16 protein-coding genes are annotated in these 16,497 nt (G+C 47.8%); 6 read left to right on the top strand and 10 right to left on the bottom strand.

The window, feature by feature from the left end; all coding sequences use genetic code 11:
• The first annotated feature begins 607 nt into the window (after positions 1-607).
• Positions 608-2,425, top strand: coding sequence for an ABC transporter ATP-binding protein (locus tag ON05_RS09115; RefSeq protein ID WP_010475633.1), 1,818 nt, complete (start codon positions 608-610; stop codon positions 2,423-2,425).
• 71 nt (positions 2,426-2,496) lie between these two features.
• Here the strand turns inward: ON05_RS09115 and ON05_RS09110 are convergent, their stop codons facing one another.
• The 3 genes from ON05_RS09110 to petC form a co-directional block, all read right to left on the bottom strand.
• On the bottom strand, positions 2,497-3,822 hold the full coding sequence (locus ON05_RS09110) for a hypothetical protein (RefSeq protein ID WP_010475632.1): 1,326 nt from the start codon (positions 3,820-3,822) through the stop codon (positions 2,497-2,499).
• Between the two features lie 256 nt (positions 3,823-4,078).
• The gene (gene petA / locus ON05_RS09105) at positions 4,079-5,026 is read right to left on the bottom strand and encodes a cytochrome f (RefSeq protein ID WP_010475631.1); all 948 of its coding nucleotides are present in this window, start codon (positions 5,024-5,026) and stop codon (positions 4,079-4,081) included.
• A gap of 73 nt (positions 5,027-5,099) precedes the next feature.
• Positions 5,100-5,639, bottom strand: a complete 540-nt coding sequence (gene petC / locus ON05_RS09100) for a cytochrome b6-f complex iron-sulfur subunit (protein WP_010475630.1) — start codon at positions 5,637-5,639, stop codon at positions 5,100-5,102.
• A 309-nt stretch (positions 5,640-5,948) separates the two neighbouring features.
• On the opposite strand from petC, the gene ON05_RS09095 reads away from it, so the two are divergent.
• Positions 5,949-6,266, top strand: coding sequence for a DUF3067 family protein (locus ON05_RS09095; RefSeq protein WP_010475628.1), 318 nt, complete (start codon positions 5,949-5,951; stop codon positions 6,264-6,266).
• Positions 6,267-6,272: 6 nt separating this feature from the next.
• On the opposite strand, the gene tatC is transcribed toward ON05_RS09095, so the two are convergent.
• On the bottom strand, positions 6,273-7,046 hold the full coding sequence (gene tatC / locus ON05_RS09090) for a twin-arginine translocase subunit TatC (RefSeq protein WP_010475627.1): 774 nt from the start codon (positions 7,044-7,046) through the stop codon (positions 6,273-6,275).
• 133 nt (positions 7,047-7,179) lie between these two features.
• On the opposite strand from tatC, the gene ON05_RS09085 reads away from it, so the two are divergent.
• Positions 7,180-7,590: a DoxX family protein gene (locus tag ON05_RS09085; RefSeq protein ID WP_010475625.1), complete on the top strand. Its 411-nt coding sequence runs from the start codon at positions 7,180-7,182 to the stop codon at positions 7,588-7,590.
• Between the two features lie 82 nt (positions 7,591-7,672).
• Positions 7,673-8,422 carry a hypothetical protein gene (locus ON05_RS09080; protein ID WP_010475624.1) on the top strand — a complete coding sequence of 250 codons (750 nt, stop codon included), beginning with the start codon at positions 7,673-7,675 and terminating at the stop codon, positions 8,420-8,422.
• 61 nt (positions 8,423-8,483) lie between these two features.
• Here ON05_RS09080 and ON05_RS09075 read toward each other — a convergent pair whose 3' ends face one another.
• On the bottom strand, positions 8,484-9,239 hold the full coding sequence (locus ON05_RS09075) for a hypothetical protein (protein ID WP_010475622.1): 756 nt from the start codon (positions 9,237-9,239) through the stop codon (positions 8,484-8,486).
• Positions 9,240-9,309: 70 nt separating this feature from the next.
• Positions 9,310-10,212, bottom strand: coding sequence for a serine protease (locus ON05_RS09070; protein ID WP_010475619.1), 903 nt, complete (start codon positions 10,210-10,212; stop codon positions 9,310-9,312).
• Positions 10,213-10,405: 193 nt separating this feature from the next.
• On the opposite strand from ON05_RS09070, the gene thyX reads away from it, so the two are divergent.
• Together thyX and ON05_RS09060 are read left to right on the top strand one after the other, a co-directional pair.
• The gene (thyX, locus tag ON05_RS09065; RefSeq protein WP_029315308.1) at positions 10,406-11,128 is read left to right on the top strand and encodes an FAD-dependent thymidylate synthase; all 723 of its coding nucleotides are present in this window, start codon (positions 10,406-10,408) and stop codon (positions 11,126-11,128) included.
• Positions 11,129-11,202: 74 nt separating this feature from the next.
• Positions 11,203-12,438 (top strand): S41 family peptidase, encoded by a 1,236-nt coding sequence (locus tag ON05_RS09060; protein WP_262561474.1) that lies wholly within the window; start codon positions 11,203-11,205, stop codon positions 12,436-12,438.
• A 299-nt stretch (positions 12,439-12,737) separates the two neighbouring features.
• On the opposite strand, the gene ON05_RS09055 is transcribed toward ON05_RS09060, so the two are convergent.
• The 4 genes from ON05_RS09055 to ON05_RS09040 form a co-directional block, all read right to left on the bottom strand.
• Positions 12,738-13,469: an LrgB family protein gene (locus ON05_RS09055; protein ID WP_010475612.1), complete on the bottom strand. Its 732-nt coding sequence runs from the start codon at positions 13,467-13,469 to the stop codon at positions 12,738-12,740.
• Positions 13,462-13,824, bottom strand: a complete 363-nt coding sequence (locus ON05_RS09050) for a CidA/LrgA family protein (RefSeq protein WP_010475610.1) — start codon at positions 13,822-13,824, stop codon at positions 13,462-13,464. The genes ON05_RS09055 and ON05_RS09050 overlap by 8 nt, the downstream gene beginning before the upstream one ends.
• A gap of 3 nt (positions 13,825-13,827) precedes the next feature.
• A complete protein-coding gene (gene ilvA / locus ON05_RS09045) occupies positions 13,828-15,342 on the bottom strand; it encodes a threonine ammonia-lyase, biosynthetic (RefSeq protein ID WP_010475608.1) in 1,515 nt (504 codons plus the stop codon).
• A 95-nt stretch (positions 15,343-15,437) separates the two neighbouring features.
• Entirely contained in the window at positions 15,438-16,070 is a 633-nt protein-coding gene (locus ON05_RS09040) for a hypothetical protein (protein WP_236619010.1), read from the bottom strand.
• Positions 16,071-16,497: the final 427 nt, after the last annotated feature.

The raw sequence follows: 16,497 nt of genomic DNA, 5'->3' as shown, positions 1-16,497 counted from the left end.
ACTAGCTTTGATCAATCTTCACACACAATGGATAAAGATAGAGACTTGCTAAATCATACTCGTTATGACTATGATTTAGATAAGGCGTTGTCATTACGACAGTATGTCAATCATAAAAATACGAATTACCTGAACAAACGAGCCGCAGAAACTAACCAGCCTGTCTCATGATCGATAGCCATTAAGTCTTAGCTGTTTTTTATTCGCTCTCACAGCCTAGGAGAAGCTATGTTTACTCTCTTATCCTCAACTGCTATTCGCCTACATTTAGATATCTCCTCATCGACACAGGGCCACCCTCAAAAGTTACAGGCTATTGAGTTAATCACACTCGGTATGGTGCTGCTTGGGATTAAGGTGATGTCTAATCAGTTAGCCAATATGTTGCTAAGCCATTTCATGAGCGGGTCAGCATCCTGACGAGGATAGAAGCAAAAACGTAAGCGAACTGAAATCTGTTTCGATATCTTTGAGCTGTCAGTTGGCTTAAACAACCCAGTCTAAAACCTAAAATACAAGGTCTATGCAGGATCTTGTATTATGTTGTAGTATGCAATGGGAGCCTGCTAATCCAGAGATTTACCTGGCAGGATAAGTTTTCAACATCATGGCCAGCTACAAAGATATTGTCCGATACTATCGGCAATACTGGGGGATTTCTTTGCTCAGCATTGCCGCCGCCAGCTTGTTTGAAGTGATTGACCTGGTGGTTCCTTACGCCATTGGTCAAATACTCAATGTGCTGTCTCGACAGCCTTTGGATGCACCCCTGCAAGCCTTAATCGTTCAAATTTCGGCGATCACCCGTTTACCCATCAACCGTTCCCTATCCTTGTGGACGTTGCTCGGTATCATCTTTGTGGTGACGGTGGTGCGGGCTCCGATTCAACCCTGGATTGGCAGCTGGTTTCACTGGGCGATACCGTTAAGGGCAAAACGCGATCGCACCCGCCAAGTCCTCAAAAAAATCCTCACTCTGCCCCTAGATTTCTACGATGAAAATAATCCTGGGCGTATTGCAGGCCGGGTTGCTAGGGGCGTAACAAACCACACCTGGACCTATCCCGAAATTGCCGGACAGTTTATTCCCAAGCTCATGCGAGTTCTGGGCATTTTCATCATCATTGGTTTGATTGAGTGGCCCATCGCTATTATTTTTCTGATCTCATTTATCGTCATTTTCACCTTTAGCCTGTGGGACTTACGGTTACTGATCAAGCGAGAAGAAGTTCTCGATCGCTATATCGAAAATACCGAGAGTCGCACCTCAGAAATCATTACCAATATCAAAACCGTCAAAGCATTTGCTACAGAAGCTGCCGAACTAGAACGCCAGCAGCAGCGGCTTGATCGTGAAATGCAGGTGGTCCTCTTTCGAATTCACAAAGGCTATGTCAAGCTTGCTACCTGGCAACGAACCATCGTGCAAGCTTGTGTCTTTGGAGTCCTGACCCTCACCCTGATGGCAACAGTCCGGGGCGATATTTCTCTGGGGCACTTTGTCACCACGCTGACTATCTCCAGCATGGCCTATGCCGAAATTGAGCCCTTAAGTATGGTGGCCGAAATCTTTGCCCGTCGCTATGCCTCCATGTTGCGACTCCATGAATTTATGCAGCAATCCGATGGTGCGGATGCATCTAGTCTCAGTCAAGAGCCAGTCCACCAAAATCCCTATCGGTTCTCTGGCCATCTGGAACTGCAACAGGTTAGCTTTGGCTATGATCCACAGCAACCCATACTACAAGATATCAATCTGACCATTAAGCCGCGCCAAACCGTTGCCTTGGTTGGACGATCAGGCTCGGGGAAATCCACCTTAGTCAAACTCCTATTTCGCTATTTCGAACCCCATGCAGGAGAGATTCTCATGGATGGTCAAGATATCCGATCCCTGGATGTGAGCCGATATCGCCGCCGATTAGCCATCGTTCATCAAGATGTCGATATCTTTAACGGTACCATTCTCGAAAATCTCACCTACGGGAATCCCACCGTCAGTTTTGAGCAAGTTCAATCCGCTTGTGCCATTGCCAAGGTGGAAGAGTTTGTCCACCAGCTTCCTCAAGGCTATGCCACCGTTGTGGGCGAACGAGGGGTCAGACTATCAGGCGGGCAACGCCAGCGCCTGGGTATTGCTCGGGCCTTGATCGTCAATCCAGATGTTCTGGTTTTTGATGAGGCAACCTCCAGCCTTGACTATGAGTCGGAACGCACGATTCAACTCGCCATGCGTTCTCTGCTCGGAACGCGAACGCTGATCATTATCGCCCACCGTCTGAGCACTGTGCGAGAGGCAGATCAAATTGTCGTTCTCGATCAAGGCCGGATTGCAGAGGTGGGGAACCATGATCAACTGCTGCACCAGGGTGGTATTTATCATCGACTCCATACTCTGCAAGAAACCGGTGAATTACGGGTATAGTCCAGTCGCTGGCTCTCTTGCCCTAGCTAGGGCAAGAGAGCCAGCGACCATAGCAGAAAACTGATTAAGGGTCAGTCTCTAGAAAATTGGTAAAAACTCTGTCCCTGTGGTTGCCTACTAGAAGTCACCATGACCTTTGAAGCATGCTCAGGTGTAAACTCAACAGCCTGGGTATCAGAATGATCTAAGTTGACCACAGGCTGATCTGATGGTGGCAGAATATGGGTTGCTTTTAAATCAGGTACATAGGTTTCATAGGGATGAAAGGGCTTCAAAATCAGAAATGAATAAAAAGTTGAAGCCCCTAATAACGTCGGCCAAAAAATCAGTTTGGGAATGATGTTGTCTTCATAGGAAATGAACTTGAACTGGCTGGAATACTTATCATGAGTAAATAAGTAGGCATCCACTGCCACCCCGAGTAAAGCCGTATACATGGCCAGATAGAAATACTCTATATAAATAATTCCAGATCCTGGAAACTCTTGCCGAATCTGAATATGGGCAATCAGCACAACGAAGAATAATGCTGAACACACCCCCAACACTCCAGAGGTATTGAAGCCAAAAATATCTGCTTGCCCTTCCCTAGCAGTGATAGTCAGCAATGTTGCAAACAATAAAATGGCTGAAATCAGCAGTGGAACTAAGTTGACAATAAAGGCTCCTAAAAATTCTCGTCTAAGCACAATATTGAAATAGAGTTCTGGTGTTTCTGGCAGGGGTTTACCCAAGCCAAAATCCATGTCATACCGGGGCGTTTTGAAATCAAAAAATGTCTCTTCGACTTTCCAATCCCCCAGCACAATACTTTTATCAAACCCAAAGGCATCTCCAGGTTGAGTGGACGAATAAGCCTTGAGATCGGGAACCAGGACGTTACTTCGACCAAAGTCTTTACCCCAAATTCGGATCCAAACGGTTTTGTGGTCAAGCGGGTATTTTTGATAGTTAAAGCGCTGCTTTAAGGTTGATTCAAAATACCAACCAATCACCTCTTCTTGATCATTAATGGCACGTCGATAGGCTTGTTGGGGTTCTAGATTCTCACCCGAATCAACGGCTTCTGGCAATATAAACCCAACCGGCACGTCCTGGTCGGCAGGAATATCGGCAAAGACTGATTTATTATACTTCTGCCAAATATAGCCCGTAATATTTACTTCAGTGGCATTGTTGAACTTGAGAGACTGTAAAAAGACCCCTGTTGGAATCGCATCGGATTCCTTTAGGGATACCCCACGCTTTTTTAGGTGGGGAATAATCTCGCCTTCCTGTGCAAGCTGCTCTAAGTTGGGCTGATATGAATGATCAATCCGAAACCACATCAGACCAATCAGCACGATAAAGAAAATTGAGGTTCCTGAAGAAATCCACCACCAGCGTTTTGTATTCATCACTTGCAACCGTTCAAGTTCAGTAGAATCGTGCCACTAAGCGGAAGTAACAGGAATTCTACTAAAGTCGAAGGGCTTGTATCGGCCTGGTGACGTTGAACGCGGCTTCCCAGTGTATCTAAAGCGCCAGTGAGCAGCCAATCTCAAAGGCTAGGAACTATGGGCCAGATGAGTCTCCTTGGTCAAGCATTAAAAAAGCAGGATTCCCTATGAAAGGAAATCCTGCTGATTTCAAAGAAATGAATCGAGGGATGTGCTAGAAGTTCATTTCGGCAGCTTGGACTTTCTCGACTTGCTTCTTCTTCAGAACCAGAAGCGTTTGAGAAATCATAATGGCTGAGAAGAAGACCATCAACCACTTAATCCGAGTGCCACTCTGCAACACAATTTCGGTATCTTTTTGACCAAAACCACCCACGTTGGGGTCAGAACTGAGGGGGGCACCATCAGCCACAGCCTGTCCTTCTGAGACCACAACTTCTAAACCAGCGGGAATCGACTCAGTGACAGTCTGACCATCATTAGTGGTGATGGTCACGGAATTTTCACTGACGCTGCTGACTAAACCAGCAGCCGGAGAGGTAACAGCATTGACGTTCGTCTTGTCACCTGTGGGATAAATCTGACCGCGCCCACGGTTACCGCCTGCATGAACAGAGTATTTACCAAAGTGAATATTAGGGTCTGTTGCTGGGTCCGGAGAAAGGACGGGGAAGATAATTTCCTGGTGGTCGGCACCCGATAGAGGACCGACAACGATTACATTATCTGTATCAGGCTTGTACTTCTGGTAAAAGACACCGTTAATCTCTTCCTTCATCTTTTCAGGAATCCGATCATCGGGGGCAATTTGGAAGCCATCAGGCAGCATCAGAACTGCACCAACATTTAGAGGACCTAGGTCACCGCTCCCTAGGACTTGCTGGGCATCCGTGTCATAAGGAATTTTGACAACGGCCTCAAACACTGTATCGGGTAAGACGGCCTGGGGAACTTCCACTTGGGTGGGCTTGGCTGCAAGGTGGCAGTTAGCACAAACAATACGACCGTTGGCTTCTCTAGGGCTATCGTAGGCCTGTTGAGCGTAGATCGGGAAAGCCTGAGCAGCTTGGGGTAAGGAAAAGACGCTAGTGACGACAAGGAAGAGCGCAGCCAGGAGGCGAAGGCTCTTTTTCGTCAAGACGGATAAAAGGCTTTGCTTCATTAGTCTATCAATTGAAACCTGACAAGATGTGACGGGGCAGAAGGGATAAATTAGCTTAAACGTTCAAGGAAACTTAGACCCACCAGGGATCCTTATCTGTACGGAAATCAGTTTCTGTCCAGGTTGTGAACACCAGCTTGCCATCTACATCTTCTGCATGCACGAGGGCCAAAGATAATGGTGCAGGCCCCCGCACCACCTTGCCGGTTGAATCATACTGTGACCCATGACAAGGGCAAATATATTTGTTTTGGCCTGCATTCCAGGGAACAACACAACCCAAGTGAGTACAGACCGCATTTAGACCATAGTCTGCGATCTCATTGCTATCTGTGACAACAACGTAGGTTGGATCTCCTTTGAAACCTTGGGTTAAAGTGCGGTCACCCGGGCTATGTTCTGCTAAGAATTCACTAACCACAACGTCGTTACCGAGAGCGTCTTTGGCATTTAGCCCGCCCCCAGTTCCTCCACTCGAAGGAGGAATAAAGTACCTGACGACAGGGTATAACCCACCTAACGCGGTGCCGGTAATTGCACCAAAGGTCAGCAAATTCATAAATTGACGCCGCCCCATATCGGGGACGTCAGAAGATCCAGAGACTTGAGCCATGATTTACGGTGATGTTACTGATGTAATGGACAGCATTAGAGCCTGACCCTATGGAATTGCTCATGCTCGGAATAGTGTATTCCTAACTCAGGGTTGATCTGTGATCGATGCCTGAGTTAAAGACATGTTGCAAATCACCATCAGGTGTCATAACATTTCTTGACATTATTATCACACTTGATGAGCCCGTATTTCATACGAAATGTAAATTCATTGCGGCCAATCCCAGGATCTACCTTATCTGTGAGGTTGCTTCTCCCTTCCAGGACACGACAGAATAGAGACTTCACTGACATGGGATGAAGGCGGATGACCGGCGAAGAACTGCATCAACTCCTGATCAATAAATGGGGGCGGTCTTACGATATTCAGCTGCGCCGCACCCAAGGCAAAATCTTTGTTCAAGTCATGTGGCGATATCTAGAACAAGCTTCATTTCCCATGTCGGAACCCGAATATTTTGAGCATTTAGGTGCGATCGCAACCTATATACGGGGGTGGGATGCGGTCCAGCAAGTCGAAGAATATATTCAAGCCACGAAACAACGGCCCCGGTTGGGGAAAGCCGTCAGCATCCCCTTAGAACTGGGCGGGAGGACTTCTGAATGGCTGCTGGAGCAGTTCTAGGTCCGACTAGTGGCCCGTCAGTATGACTAAACCAATGCCTCCAAAATAGAGGCCCACTACAGCACCCCCCAGCAAGCTTTGGGTCAGGGGATCCGTTGAGGGGGTCAGTACCGCACCCAGGATGGCAGCGCCAAGAATTACGTATCGCCACCCAGACAACATTTGGCGACTGGAGACAATGCCTGTTAAGCCTAATAAAAGCTGAATTACGGGAATCTGGAAGGCAATCCCTGTACTGAACAACAGCAGCAATACGAATTCAAAGTAGCGATCAATCGACCAGAGCTGCTCAACCACATCTCCACCATATTGGATGAAGAAATTGAGGGCTGCTGGAATCAGGGCCACATAGGCAAATAAAATGCCTACAAAAAAGAGCACTGAGGAACCGAGGACAATCGGACCTAACAGCCGCCGCTCCGAACGGGTTAATCCTGGTAACACAAATTGAATAATTTGGTACAGGATAAACGGGCTGGCTACCAGAATGCCACTATAGGCAGCGACCTTGAGGGAGACAAAGAAGTATTCTCCAGGTGCTAGCTGTAGAAATTTAACCCCTTGAGCTGGGCGCTCTAAAACTTTGACGATGACGTTGACCTTAAAGAAGCAACCGACGATTGCGATCGCAACCGCGATCAGCGCATAAAAAATTCGAAAACGCAGTTCCTCTAAATGCTCGAACAATGACATTTCCACATCATTAAGCTCGTCATCTGGCTGGATGGTGGCATCCGTTGGGGCCTTGGAGGGTGCTGTTTCTAGGTCAGAAGGAGTCACAGGCAAGCTCAAGCGATTAATTCAATCCCCATTATAGTTTTGTGAAGGGGAACGCTCCGGTTAATTCCGTAGTTGACGAATATCCAAATTTGCATAAGGTTAAAGTGAGTTACCCAGTAGTGAGAAATCAGCCATGATTGATCGGCTATTACCTCTATTTGCTAGAGGTTTTCTATCGGCAGTTTTTATCCGTTCCGGCGTTGCTCACTGCTTCAATTTTGCAGGAACTCAACAGGCGATTACTAGCAAGGGTCTTCCTGCTGGGTTGGCCCTCGTCATGGCCATTGGATCGATCCTCTTGTTGCTGGGTGGAGGGCTTTCCGTCTTACTCGGTTTGAAGGCGCGTTGGGGTGCGATCGCATTGATCGTTTTTTTAGTGCCTGCGACGTTGATGTTCCATCTCAACCTGGCTGAGCAAATGGAACAAATTCAGTTCTTCAAAAACGTGAGTTTAATCGGTGGGCTTCTGCTCCTCGCTCAACACGGACCCGGTCGATACAGTTTTGATAATCAAGAACTGCGTCGGAGCTATGGAAAATGGTAGGTTAAACTCGTGTAGAGACTGAGCACTTTAAGTCCCTCAGCGTTCCATTCCCATTTCGTAACGACTGCATTAGGTCAAATCCATGACCAAAGTTTCATCTCTCCCTCAAAATATATGGCATTGGTTTGCCGACCATGTGATTTCACCTGTGAGACACACACTCTTGTCAGACGTGACGGCTAGCATGTTGGCTCAACTGAAACAGTTCGTTCATCGCTGTTCTCAAGGGATTAGTCGGCAGGGACTAGGGATTTGGGTCGTGGCCCTCACCAGTGCATTCTGCCTGATGGTCTGGAACGGGATGTTACTGATTGCCCTATCCATAGGCATCGGGACATCACTGCTTATCCAACAACAGCTGGCAACCCCACTCTTCTCATGGTCTGCAGTTGTCAAATGGTTATCTAGCTCTCACTCCACCACTGTTATAGCTATTGGCGGTGGTCTATTGTCCTTAGCCGCTAGTTATTTAACCTTGCAAATCTGGCAAGACACGAATAGCTTTGGACTCGCATTCGCCATTCTGTTGCAGGGACTAGGGTTGTTAGTGGTTCTTGGTCTCTTTGGCTGGCAACTCCTCAAGCAAGAACAGGGACATCTCCCCACCAGTCAACTTGATGGTTGGATCAATCATTTGACTGCCCTCGATCCACTCAAACGACTGATTGCTGTTCGGAGAATTTGTCGCTATCTTGAATCATCTCCCTTCGATGATATTCAAACCCAAGAAATACGAGAGTATTTACAGTTGCTGCAAGAGCAAGAGCAAACCCCCTCGATCCAGAAGGCGATCTCTCAGGGGCTAGATATAATCGATCTCCCCTTACAATAAATTGCCATTGCCTGCAGCAACCCCATCTTTTCTCAAGGGGTTGCTGCAATCAAAATACACGCTATTTTGTAGCTGCAGGTGGCTCAGCCGCATTAGGATTCTTACAGGCTGGATTATAGCTATAGGCTGTTTTCCAATTGCTGACTGTCTTCTTATCAATGGGAATCAAGATTTTATTGCCGTTGGAGAGGGTGAGTCGAGCCCGAGTCTCTTTGAGGGGGGCCTGAGACAGAAGACTGGCGATACCCGAATCAACCACAAAGATATTGCGCGTCATATACCAAGTACCGCTGGTTGTTTTATTCCCAAAGAAACTGGTATTTGTATAGTCTTGGGAAAAAACTTTTGGCTGAGATGCCGACTGAGGCGGCAGTTCAACCAGCTGACCGCCAATTCCAAGTTCTAGTAAAGTGGGTATGATTGCCGTGGGATCCACACGCCCTTGAGCCGGGGCATGTTGAATAATCATTTCTACAAAACAGCCTTCGATTTTACTGCCCCATAGGGAGATAAATGCGCTGCGTCCTGGAGCTGGCTTACGGGAACGGCCGAAAATAGACCCGTCTAAGTCATTGCCAACAAGATGCCGATCGGCGGTTACTTTGCCTAAGGGTGTATCAACTAAACTCTCTCGGATATCGACGGTTTTCTTAAAGGGGAGTTTTTTGCCTCCCCACTGCAATCCTTGAGTCGTGGTCAAATTGTCTTCATAAATGGCATCATCTTTTCCCGCTAGAGCGACATCTGCAGTCATTGAGCCAGCAACAGTCAAGCTAACGGCGGTAAAACCTACAAGAGCTGATTTTTTTAAAGTCATTTTGATCAATTAAGCGAGGTAGAGAGTTTTAAAAATCTATTGAAAACGAAATCTATTGAAAACGATAGACCTAGCATCGACTGCCTGCACAGACGGGAGACTGGCCAGTTCCTTTCGGACGAATCGGTTTGGGGCGCGAGGGGAGCCGTGGTGTTCCTGTCGGCGTCGTGGATGTGGGCTGGAAGCCAGGAGGTTGGACCGCAGGAGTTTGCTGTTGAGCGGTAGGCGTCGGCTTTGGAGTTGGCGGCTTAGCCGTGGGCTGGGCCTTAAAATCTAGTTTTATCCCCACTTTTGGGGCAATAGATAAGAATGTTTTGATGGGAATTCCTAGGTTCAAACCTGCTTTCACTTGCACATCACCCTGGACATCCGTTTCTGCTCGACCATGGATACCCACTAATTCGCCGTTGGTATTGAGGACAGGACCTCCACTCATGCCTTTACGGGTAATGTTGGTATAAATCAGGGAATATCCGTCTTTCGCTTTGGGATTAACCCCTGATACTTTCCCATCGGTAAATTGGAAAATCCGATTTTCAATCGCTTGGCCTGGATCGGGATAGCCAGCGGTATAGACCACTGAACCAATTCCTGCTTCTTCGGACTTCGCTAGCTTGGCACTCATGTAGTTTTTATCGCTAGTAAAGGTCACCACTGCTAAATCAACACCGGGGAATTTCTTCACCGTTTGATATTTCACCGGATGTTTTTTCCCGTCTTGGGTGACAACATGATATTCAAAATCTGAATGTCTAACGACATGTTCTGCCGTTAGCACCGTATAGGTTTTATCTTTCTTGTTGATGATTACCCCAGACCCTGGATAATCGCTAGCAATCAAAACAGTAAAATTTTTAGCACTTTTGCCAATTTGGCTAGATGGCAAACTCAAAGCAACCTGCGTTTGTAGACAAACTACGCTTGCTGTCAGCATTCCACCCAAAACTACCGTTGGATTATTGTTAAAGCGCATCGTTTTTGCCCACTTACCTTAGAGAAATCATACTCAAGGTCTCCAAGAACTTCAATGATGACGCTTTTCTTAAGAAAAACTGATCAAGGAAATGTCTCAATTTTCTGGACTTAAGATGACACTGCACCAACCTCTAACCAAGGGGATTTAGCGATTCACTTTGGGTGAGTTTACTGGAAGTAGCATCAACATTATGGATGAACGATTTACCGTCGAGATCATTTCCCAAACCCCCAATCCCCAGCAGATTACCTATGCTGCCATGCATCAGGACTATGCCGAGCAACTGGTCTGGACCGATCGAGATCAATGGCCAGAAGAAGCGAAATGCGGAGAGTTGGTGATTAAGAATCTGCTCCAAGGTAATCGTGGACATTATGGCCCCCTGGAGCATCCTCAAATCGTGCTCAACTTTGGCTATTTCCCCCACAGCACTATGCAACAAATGCGGACCCATCGAAATGTATCTTTCGATGTGCAGTCCTTCCGATACACTGGGCAACGAATTTTAGATGTAGTAGCTGGCACCCAAGAACTAGAAGATGTTTTCTACTTGCGTCCTGTGGGCACCTACACCAATCGCCAGGGAAAAAAGTATGACTATAGCCTGGAGCAACGCCAGCAAGATTTAGACTGGTGCCGTCATGCCTGCCAACGCTATGCCGAAAGAATTGATCAAGGATTGGCAGAAGAGCATGCTCGGGGACTCATTCCCTTTGATGTCCGCCAGCATTGGGTGATGAGCGCGAATGCTCGATCCCTGATGCATTTATTGGATATTCGCGGTAAGTACGATGTCCAGATGGAAACGCGGGTGATGACGGAGCTGATGTTTACTCAGTTTCAGCAGTGGATGCCAGAGGTGGCTGCTTGGTATGAGAAGACCCGCTGGCGTAAGGGACCTTTAGCCCCCTAATGATCGTCAACTGGATCTTGGTGCATGGTCCCATGTACAAAGGTGCTATTGATTCCCCCAGTGAAAGGTCCCCCATGTCTAAGGTTCATGTGCAAGTGTTGCGAATGGTGGGAGTTGCGATCGCAACTCCAATCCTGGCCTTATCCACCGCCGAAGCCAAGCTAGAAAACAGTCATAAAGCGCTGGTTGATCAAGCCTGGCAAATCGTGCAGGAAGAATATGTCGACCGCACCTTCAATCAGCAAGATTGGCAAGAAGTCCGCCAAGACTATTTAAGTCGTTCCTATACCTCCAAGCAGGACGCCTACGTCGCTGTCAGCAAAATGGTCAGGAAGCTGCAAGATCCTTACACCCGCTTTCTCACCCCCGATGGCATCAAGGATCTCGTCGATAATGTGTCAGGTGGATTTATTGGTGTGGGTGTCACCGTCTCCCTTGATCCCTTAACCCGAGAGTGGCAGGTGATCGAAACGGTAGCGGACTCTCCTGCTGATGCGGCTGGCATTCAACCTCAAGATATTGTCGTCAGCATCAACGGCACCCCGACCTCAGAGATTAACCCCCGTCAGGCTAGCGAATTTATCATTGGTGCTGTGGGGAGTAAGGTCACTGTCCAGATTCGCCGAGGCAAGGAATTTGCCCGCTATAAGCTGGTGCGGGAGAAGATTGATGTCAATCCCTTGGTCTATGAAGTGCAGGAAACGTCGAAAGGGAAAGTCGGCTATATTCGGATGCCGGTTTTTACCACCAAATCGGCAAAAGCGATGAAAACAGCCCTGACGGATTTAGAGAAGCAACAGGTCAAAGGGTATGTCCTCGATCTGCGCCAAAACCCTGGCGGCGTTTTTGATGCCAGTATTGACATTGCCCGCATGTGGATGGGAAAAGATCGCTTAATTTCTAGTGTGGATGAAAAAGGTAAAAAACAAGACTTTTTTGCCTATGGACCCGTCTTGACCAACAAGCCCCTGGTAATTTTGATCGATGAAAAATCAGCCAGCGCCAGTGAAGTGTTAGCTGCTGCACTCCAAGATCACAACCGGGCTCAACTCGTTGGCACCCCGACCTTTGGTAAAGGGGTGGTTCAAGTTCTAAAAAGTCTAGAAGATGGCTCAGGATTGGTGGTCACCGTCGCGAAGTACTACACGCCCAAGGGTAAGAATATTAACCAGATTGGCATCAAGCCTAATATTTTTGTCAAAAGCCAGGAGGGTAAACCTTTTAAGCCCCAACCTGGGCAGGTTTTACCGCTGGAATCCGATCCTCAATATGCTCGGGGACTCAAGGTTCTAGCGAAAAAGTTGAAATAACCATAAAAAAAGCTAGCAAATCGCTAGCTTCAACAGAATCAGTCACGTTGTATCTCATTTCGAGGAAGCCAAACTGCGCGTTCCCAGTTGTGCAGCAGGCAAATGTAACATTCCTCACATTTTCTATCGTAATGTAACAACAAACACAAAAGTTGATACATAAACCTTTACGTTCTGAGGATGATACCTCATAAATTTTGTTTATGAGTAATATTGATAATTGCCGAAAACAATCGCTTCAAGGTGAAGGTAGCGTCAAATCTAGGGGATGATCAAAGGTAAACTCCCCCGACACCTGTTTAAGCGCCCAGATTTAACATTCGTAACAGCCAGGGTAACAGAGCCGCAGAGACAAAGGCTGATAACGCCATCCCTAGCCCCGCAAAGGCTCCCATTTCCCCACTCACCTGAAAAGCCCGAGCCGTGCCGATGCCATGGGATGTAATCCCCATAGCAATGCCTCGGACGCTATCGTCTCGGATGCCTAACCAACGGAAGATAGGGGTCCCCAAGGTAGCGCCGATAATGCCCGTCATCACTACTAAGACCGCCGTTAAGGAGGGCAGGCCACCGATCTTTTCGGTAATCCCCATGGCTACGGGGGCCGTAACGGATTTGGGCGCTAGAGATAGGAGGGTTTGGGGCGTTGCCCCTAGGAGTGCTGCGGTTGCGATCGCACTCAGCGCTGCGGCACTGATGCCTATAATTAAGGCCAAGGTAACCGGTAGCCATAGTCGTCGTAATTTGGCCAATTGCTTATAGAGAGGAATGGCCAGGGAGACCGTCGCTGGTCCCAGCAAAAAGTGCACAAATTGTGCCCCCTCAAAATAGGTGAAGTATGACGTCTGAGTGAGGGATAACACCCCAATGAGCAACGCCACCGCAATCGCCACCGGGTTCAACAGCGGATGCCCTTTCCCCCATCGATAGATTCTATAGGCCATTTGATAGGCCGCTAGGGTAATGCTCAAGCCCAACAAAGGTGAAGCAGCTAAGTACACCCAGATTTCCGTCAAGTTTGACTTAGGCATCGGAGCGTCTCCTCAGGGTTAACACCTTGCTTGCCACCTGCATGGTCCAGGCCGAGACCATTAACGTCACCACTGTACTCACCAATAAGGCCACCAGAATAGCCCAGCCTTCACTGCGAATTCGCTGAAAGTGAACCATTACCCCCACCCCGGCGGGCACAAACAGCAATGATAAATGGCTCAATAACGTCGTGGCTGCGTTCTCCACATCTTCCGGAATTTTGCCCAGCATCATCAGCGTTAGCAACAGCAAGAACATGCCGATAACCGGTCCCGGCGTCGGTAAATTCAGCAGCAGCACCAACACTTCTCCTAATAGCTCATAGAGAAGCAGCACCAGAAAACCCGTAATCATAATTTATCCCAGAAAAAGCTGGTAGGCAGGGTTTTGACTTTCGTCGGAATAGGGATAGCCCAGGGTATCCAAGAAGGATTGCCATTCATTCATTTCGTTAGGAGGGACCTGGGTTCCGACGACGATACGTCCATAATCCGCGCCATTATTTCGGTAGTGAAATAAGCTGATATTCCAATCGGGACTCATACAGCCTAAAAACTTCGTTAGGGCACCTGGCCGTTCCGGAAACTCAAATCGGTAAAGTAATTCATTGCCAGCCATGGGCGATCGGCCCCCCACCATATGCCGCAGGTGCAGCTTCGCTAATTCGTCATCCGTGAGGTCCAAGGTTTTAAACCCTTGTTCTTCCAAGGCTTGGGCAATGTGGGCCGCATCGGCTCGGTTTTGAATTTGTACACCGACAAAAATATGGGCTTCCTGGCGATCGGCAATCCGGTAATTAAACTCCGTCAAATTATGGCTGCCAAGACAGGCGCAAAACTTGCGAAAACTCCCACGCTCCTCAGGGATGGTAACGGCAAAGATTGCTTCTCGCCGTTCTCCTAACTCAGCCCGTTCAGCGACAAAGCGCAGCCGATCAAAATTCATATTGGCACCGCAGGCTAAGGCAACTAGGGTTTGGTCCTGGAGTTGCTCCCGCTCAATATAGGCTTTGGCCCCCGCCACTGCCAGAGCCCCCGCTGGCTCCAGAATAGAACGGGTATCTTCAAAGACATCTTTAATGGCCGCGCAGGTATCATCCGTATTCACGAGGACGATTTCATCGACATATTCTTGGCAGAGGCGAAAGGTCTCTTCGCCCACTTCGCGGACCGCCACCCCATCGGCAAATAACCCAACATGGGAGAGCCGCACCCGCTTGCCCACTTGCAAGGACTGATGCATAGCCGCCGCATCCACGGGCTCAACCCCAATAATCCGAATTTCGGGGCGCAATCGCTTGATATAGGCCCCAATACCTGAAATTAAGCCACCCCCGCCAATGGCAATAAAAATGGCATGAATCGGCTTTTGATATTGGCGCAAAATCTCCATGCCGATGGTGCCTTGGCCCGCAATCACATCCGGGTCATCAAAGGGATGGATAAACGTCAGCCCTTTTTCTGTTGAGAGCTGCCGGGCATGGGCATAAGCATCATCATAGGTATCTCCGAAAAGGACCACCTGGCCTCCCCGAGCTTTAACGGCGTCAACTTTGACTTTGGGTGTGGTCACGGGCATCACAATCAACGCCGTTGTTCCCAATTGCCGAGCTCCTAAAGCGACGCCCTGGGCATGGTTGCCCGCAGAAGCCGCAATCACCCCTTGGTGCAGTTGATCCGGGGGCAGCTGAGCCATCTTGTTATAAGCACCCCGCAATTTAAAGGAAAACACGGACTGCATATCTTCTCGTTTGAGGAGAATACGATTGTGTAAGCGGTCGGATAGACGGGGGGCCAATTCCAGTGGACTTTCCTGTGCCACATCATAGACCCGCGCTGTCAGGATGCGTTCAAGATAATCTGGGTGACTCACAGAGCTGCCGATCAAAAAGCGAAAGATTAACTCTACTGTACGCTTTCTTACAACCGAAATACGAGTCTGATGGTCGGGGAGATCAAAAGAATCGGTTAGAGCTGTCCTAACAACTGGGGCAAATCAACAATCTCAGGAAACTTGGTGATCACTTGAGAGCAGGATTGGACAAACCCTTTGATCCACTTTTGAGCCAGCTCTTTTTGCTGTTCATCTAGGGCTTGGGCCGGATCGGCTGCGTAGGTAACGGGTTGCGATCGCTGAATTTGAAACTGTTCAAACCAGTCACTTTGAGGGCGGGCAGCCTGTAAATAATTAGTGGTAATCGCTGCACCTAAAAAAGTAGTGCTACTCTCTTGAAGCTGATTCAAAATTTTAAGTAACGCATCCACTGTAACCGTAGGTTTAGGCGGACTCGCAGTTGGAGCAGACGGCGGTACATTGGCACCTTGCTCTGAGGTTGGAGATTCCCCCAAAATTGAAAAAATCCGCTGTTCAACCTCTTTTAATTGAGGCTGAGGGGTAAACGATTGTGCAGTTAACCCTTGATGATACTGAACGAGGGTCTCTAACTGCCGGACCATCAGATCAATTTCACCGCCACTATACAGGCTCTTCAAAACCTGCTCCAGATCCATAAAAGTGGAAAAGTCATCGCCCATATCCTCTACTTGCGATAAATACGGATCTTTCTGCCGATACAGCTTCCGTATATAGTAATTGGTCATGGGTGAAATCTTGGTGGGCACAATCGAACCTTTACTGCGCAAATAAGGTCAAAGAAGTAGATTCTAAGGTGAAGCTCCTTTATTTAGGTTACACATTTTGTCAGATTGATCAGACACTAAAACAACCGCTAGTGAAAGAAAAAAGTGCCTGAAGGTCAAAACTCGAGAAAACAGAATTATTGTGCTGAACGAAGACGTTCTATTTTATACGGCAATAGAATAAAAAGACTGCAAATCCGTAATTTCACCGATTTAGCCGCATCGATGAATATGTAATCCTAGTGAATATTATTTACAAAAAAATATTGTTTCATTATTTGCATAACCAGGCTTCTTAGACTTTAAAATACGGCTCAAAAGTGAATATTCAAATCTAGTGAGTGATGCTTTGCATACACGACTTATGAGTATTCTGCTAAATGTGTGT

Origin of the sequence: Acaryochloris sp. CCMEE 5410 (assembly GCF_000238775.2) — a bacterium.
Classification (GTDB): Bacteria; Cyanobacteriota; Cyanobacteriia; order Thermosynechococcales; family Thermosynechococcaceae; genus Acaryochloris.
Note: the sequence above shows the minus strand (reverse complement) of the source record. Positions and strands in the feature narration are given on the sequence as shown.

Bases quoted from the DNA above. Each gene is read 5' to 3' on its own strand.
- ON05_RS09115 (WP_010475633.1), top strand. From the start codon at position 608: ATGGCCAGCTACAAAGATATTGTCCGATACTATCGGCAATACTGGGGG.
- ON05_RS09110 (WP_010475632.1), bottom strand. From the start codon at position 3,822: ATGAATACAAAACGCTGGTGGTGGATTTCTTCAGGAACCTCAATTTTC.
- petA (WP_010475631.1), bottom strand. From the start codon at position 5,026: ATGAAGCAAAGCCTTTTATCCGTCTTGACGAAAAAGAGCCTTCGCCTC.
- petC (WP_010475630.1), bottom strand. From the start codon at position 5,639: ATGGCTCAAGTCTCTGGATCTTCTGACGTCCCCGATATGGGGCGGCGT.
- ON05_RS09095 (WP_010475628.1), top strand. From the start codon at position 5,949: ATGACCGGCGAAGAACTGCATCAACTCCTGATCAATAAATGGGGGCGG.
- ON05_RS09085 (WP_010475625.1), top strand. From the start codon at position 7,180: ATGATTGATCGGCTATTACCTCTATTTGCTAGAGGTTTTCTATCGGCA.
- ON05_RS09080 (WP_010475624.1), top strand. From the start codon at position 7,673: ATGACCAAAGTTTCATCTCTCCCTCAAAATATATGGCATTGGTTTGCC.
- ON05_RS09075 (WP_010475622.1), bottom strand. From the start codon at position 9,239: ATGACTTTAAAAAAATCAGCTCTTGTAGGTTTTACCGCCGTTAGCTTG.
- ON05_RS09070 (WP_010475619.1), bottom strand. From the start codon at position 10,212: ATGCGCTTTAACAATAATCCAACGGTAGTTTTGGGTGGAATGCTGACA.
- thyX (WP_029315308.1), top strand. From the start codon at position 10,406: ATGGATGAACGATTTACCGTCGAGATCATTTCCCAAACCCCCAATCCC.
- ON05_RS09060 (WP_262561474.1), top strand. From the start codon at position 11,203: ATGTCTAAGGTTCATGTGCAAGTGTTGCGAATGGTGGGAGTTGCGATC.
- ON05_RS09055 (WP_010475612.1), bottom strand. From the start codon at position 13,469: ATGCCTAAGTCAAACTTGACGGAAATCTGGGTGTACTTAGCTGCTTCA.
- ON05_RS09050 (WP_010475610.1), bottom strand. From the start codon at position 13,824: ATGATTACGGGTTTTCTGGTGCTGCTTCTCTATGAGCTATTAGGAGAA.
- ON05_RS09040 (WP_236619010.1), bottom strand. From the start codon at position 16,070: ATGACCAATTACTATATACGGAAGCTGTATCGGCAGAAAGATCCGTAT.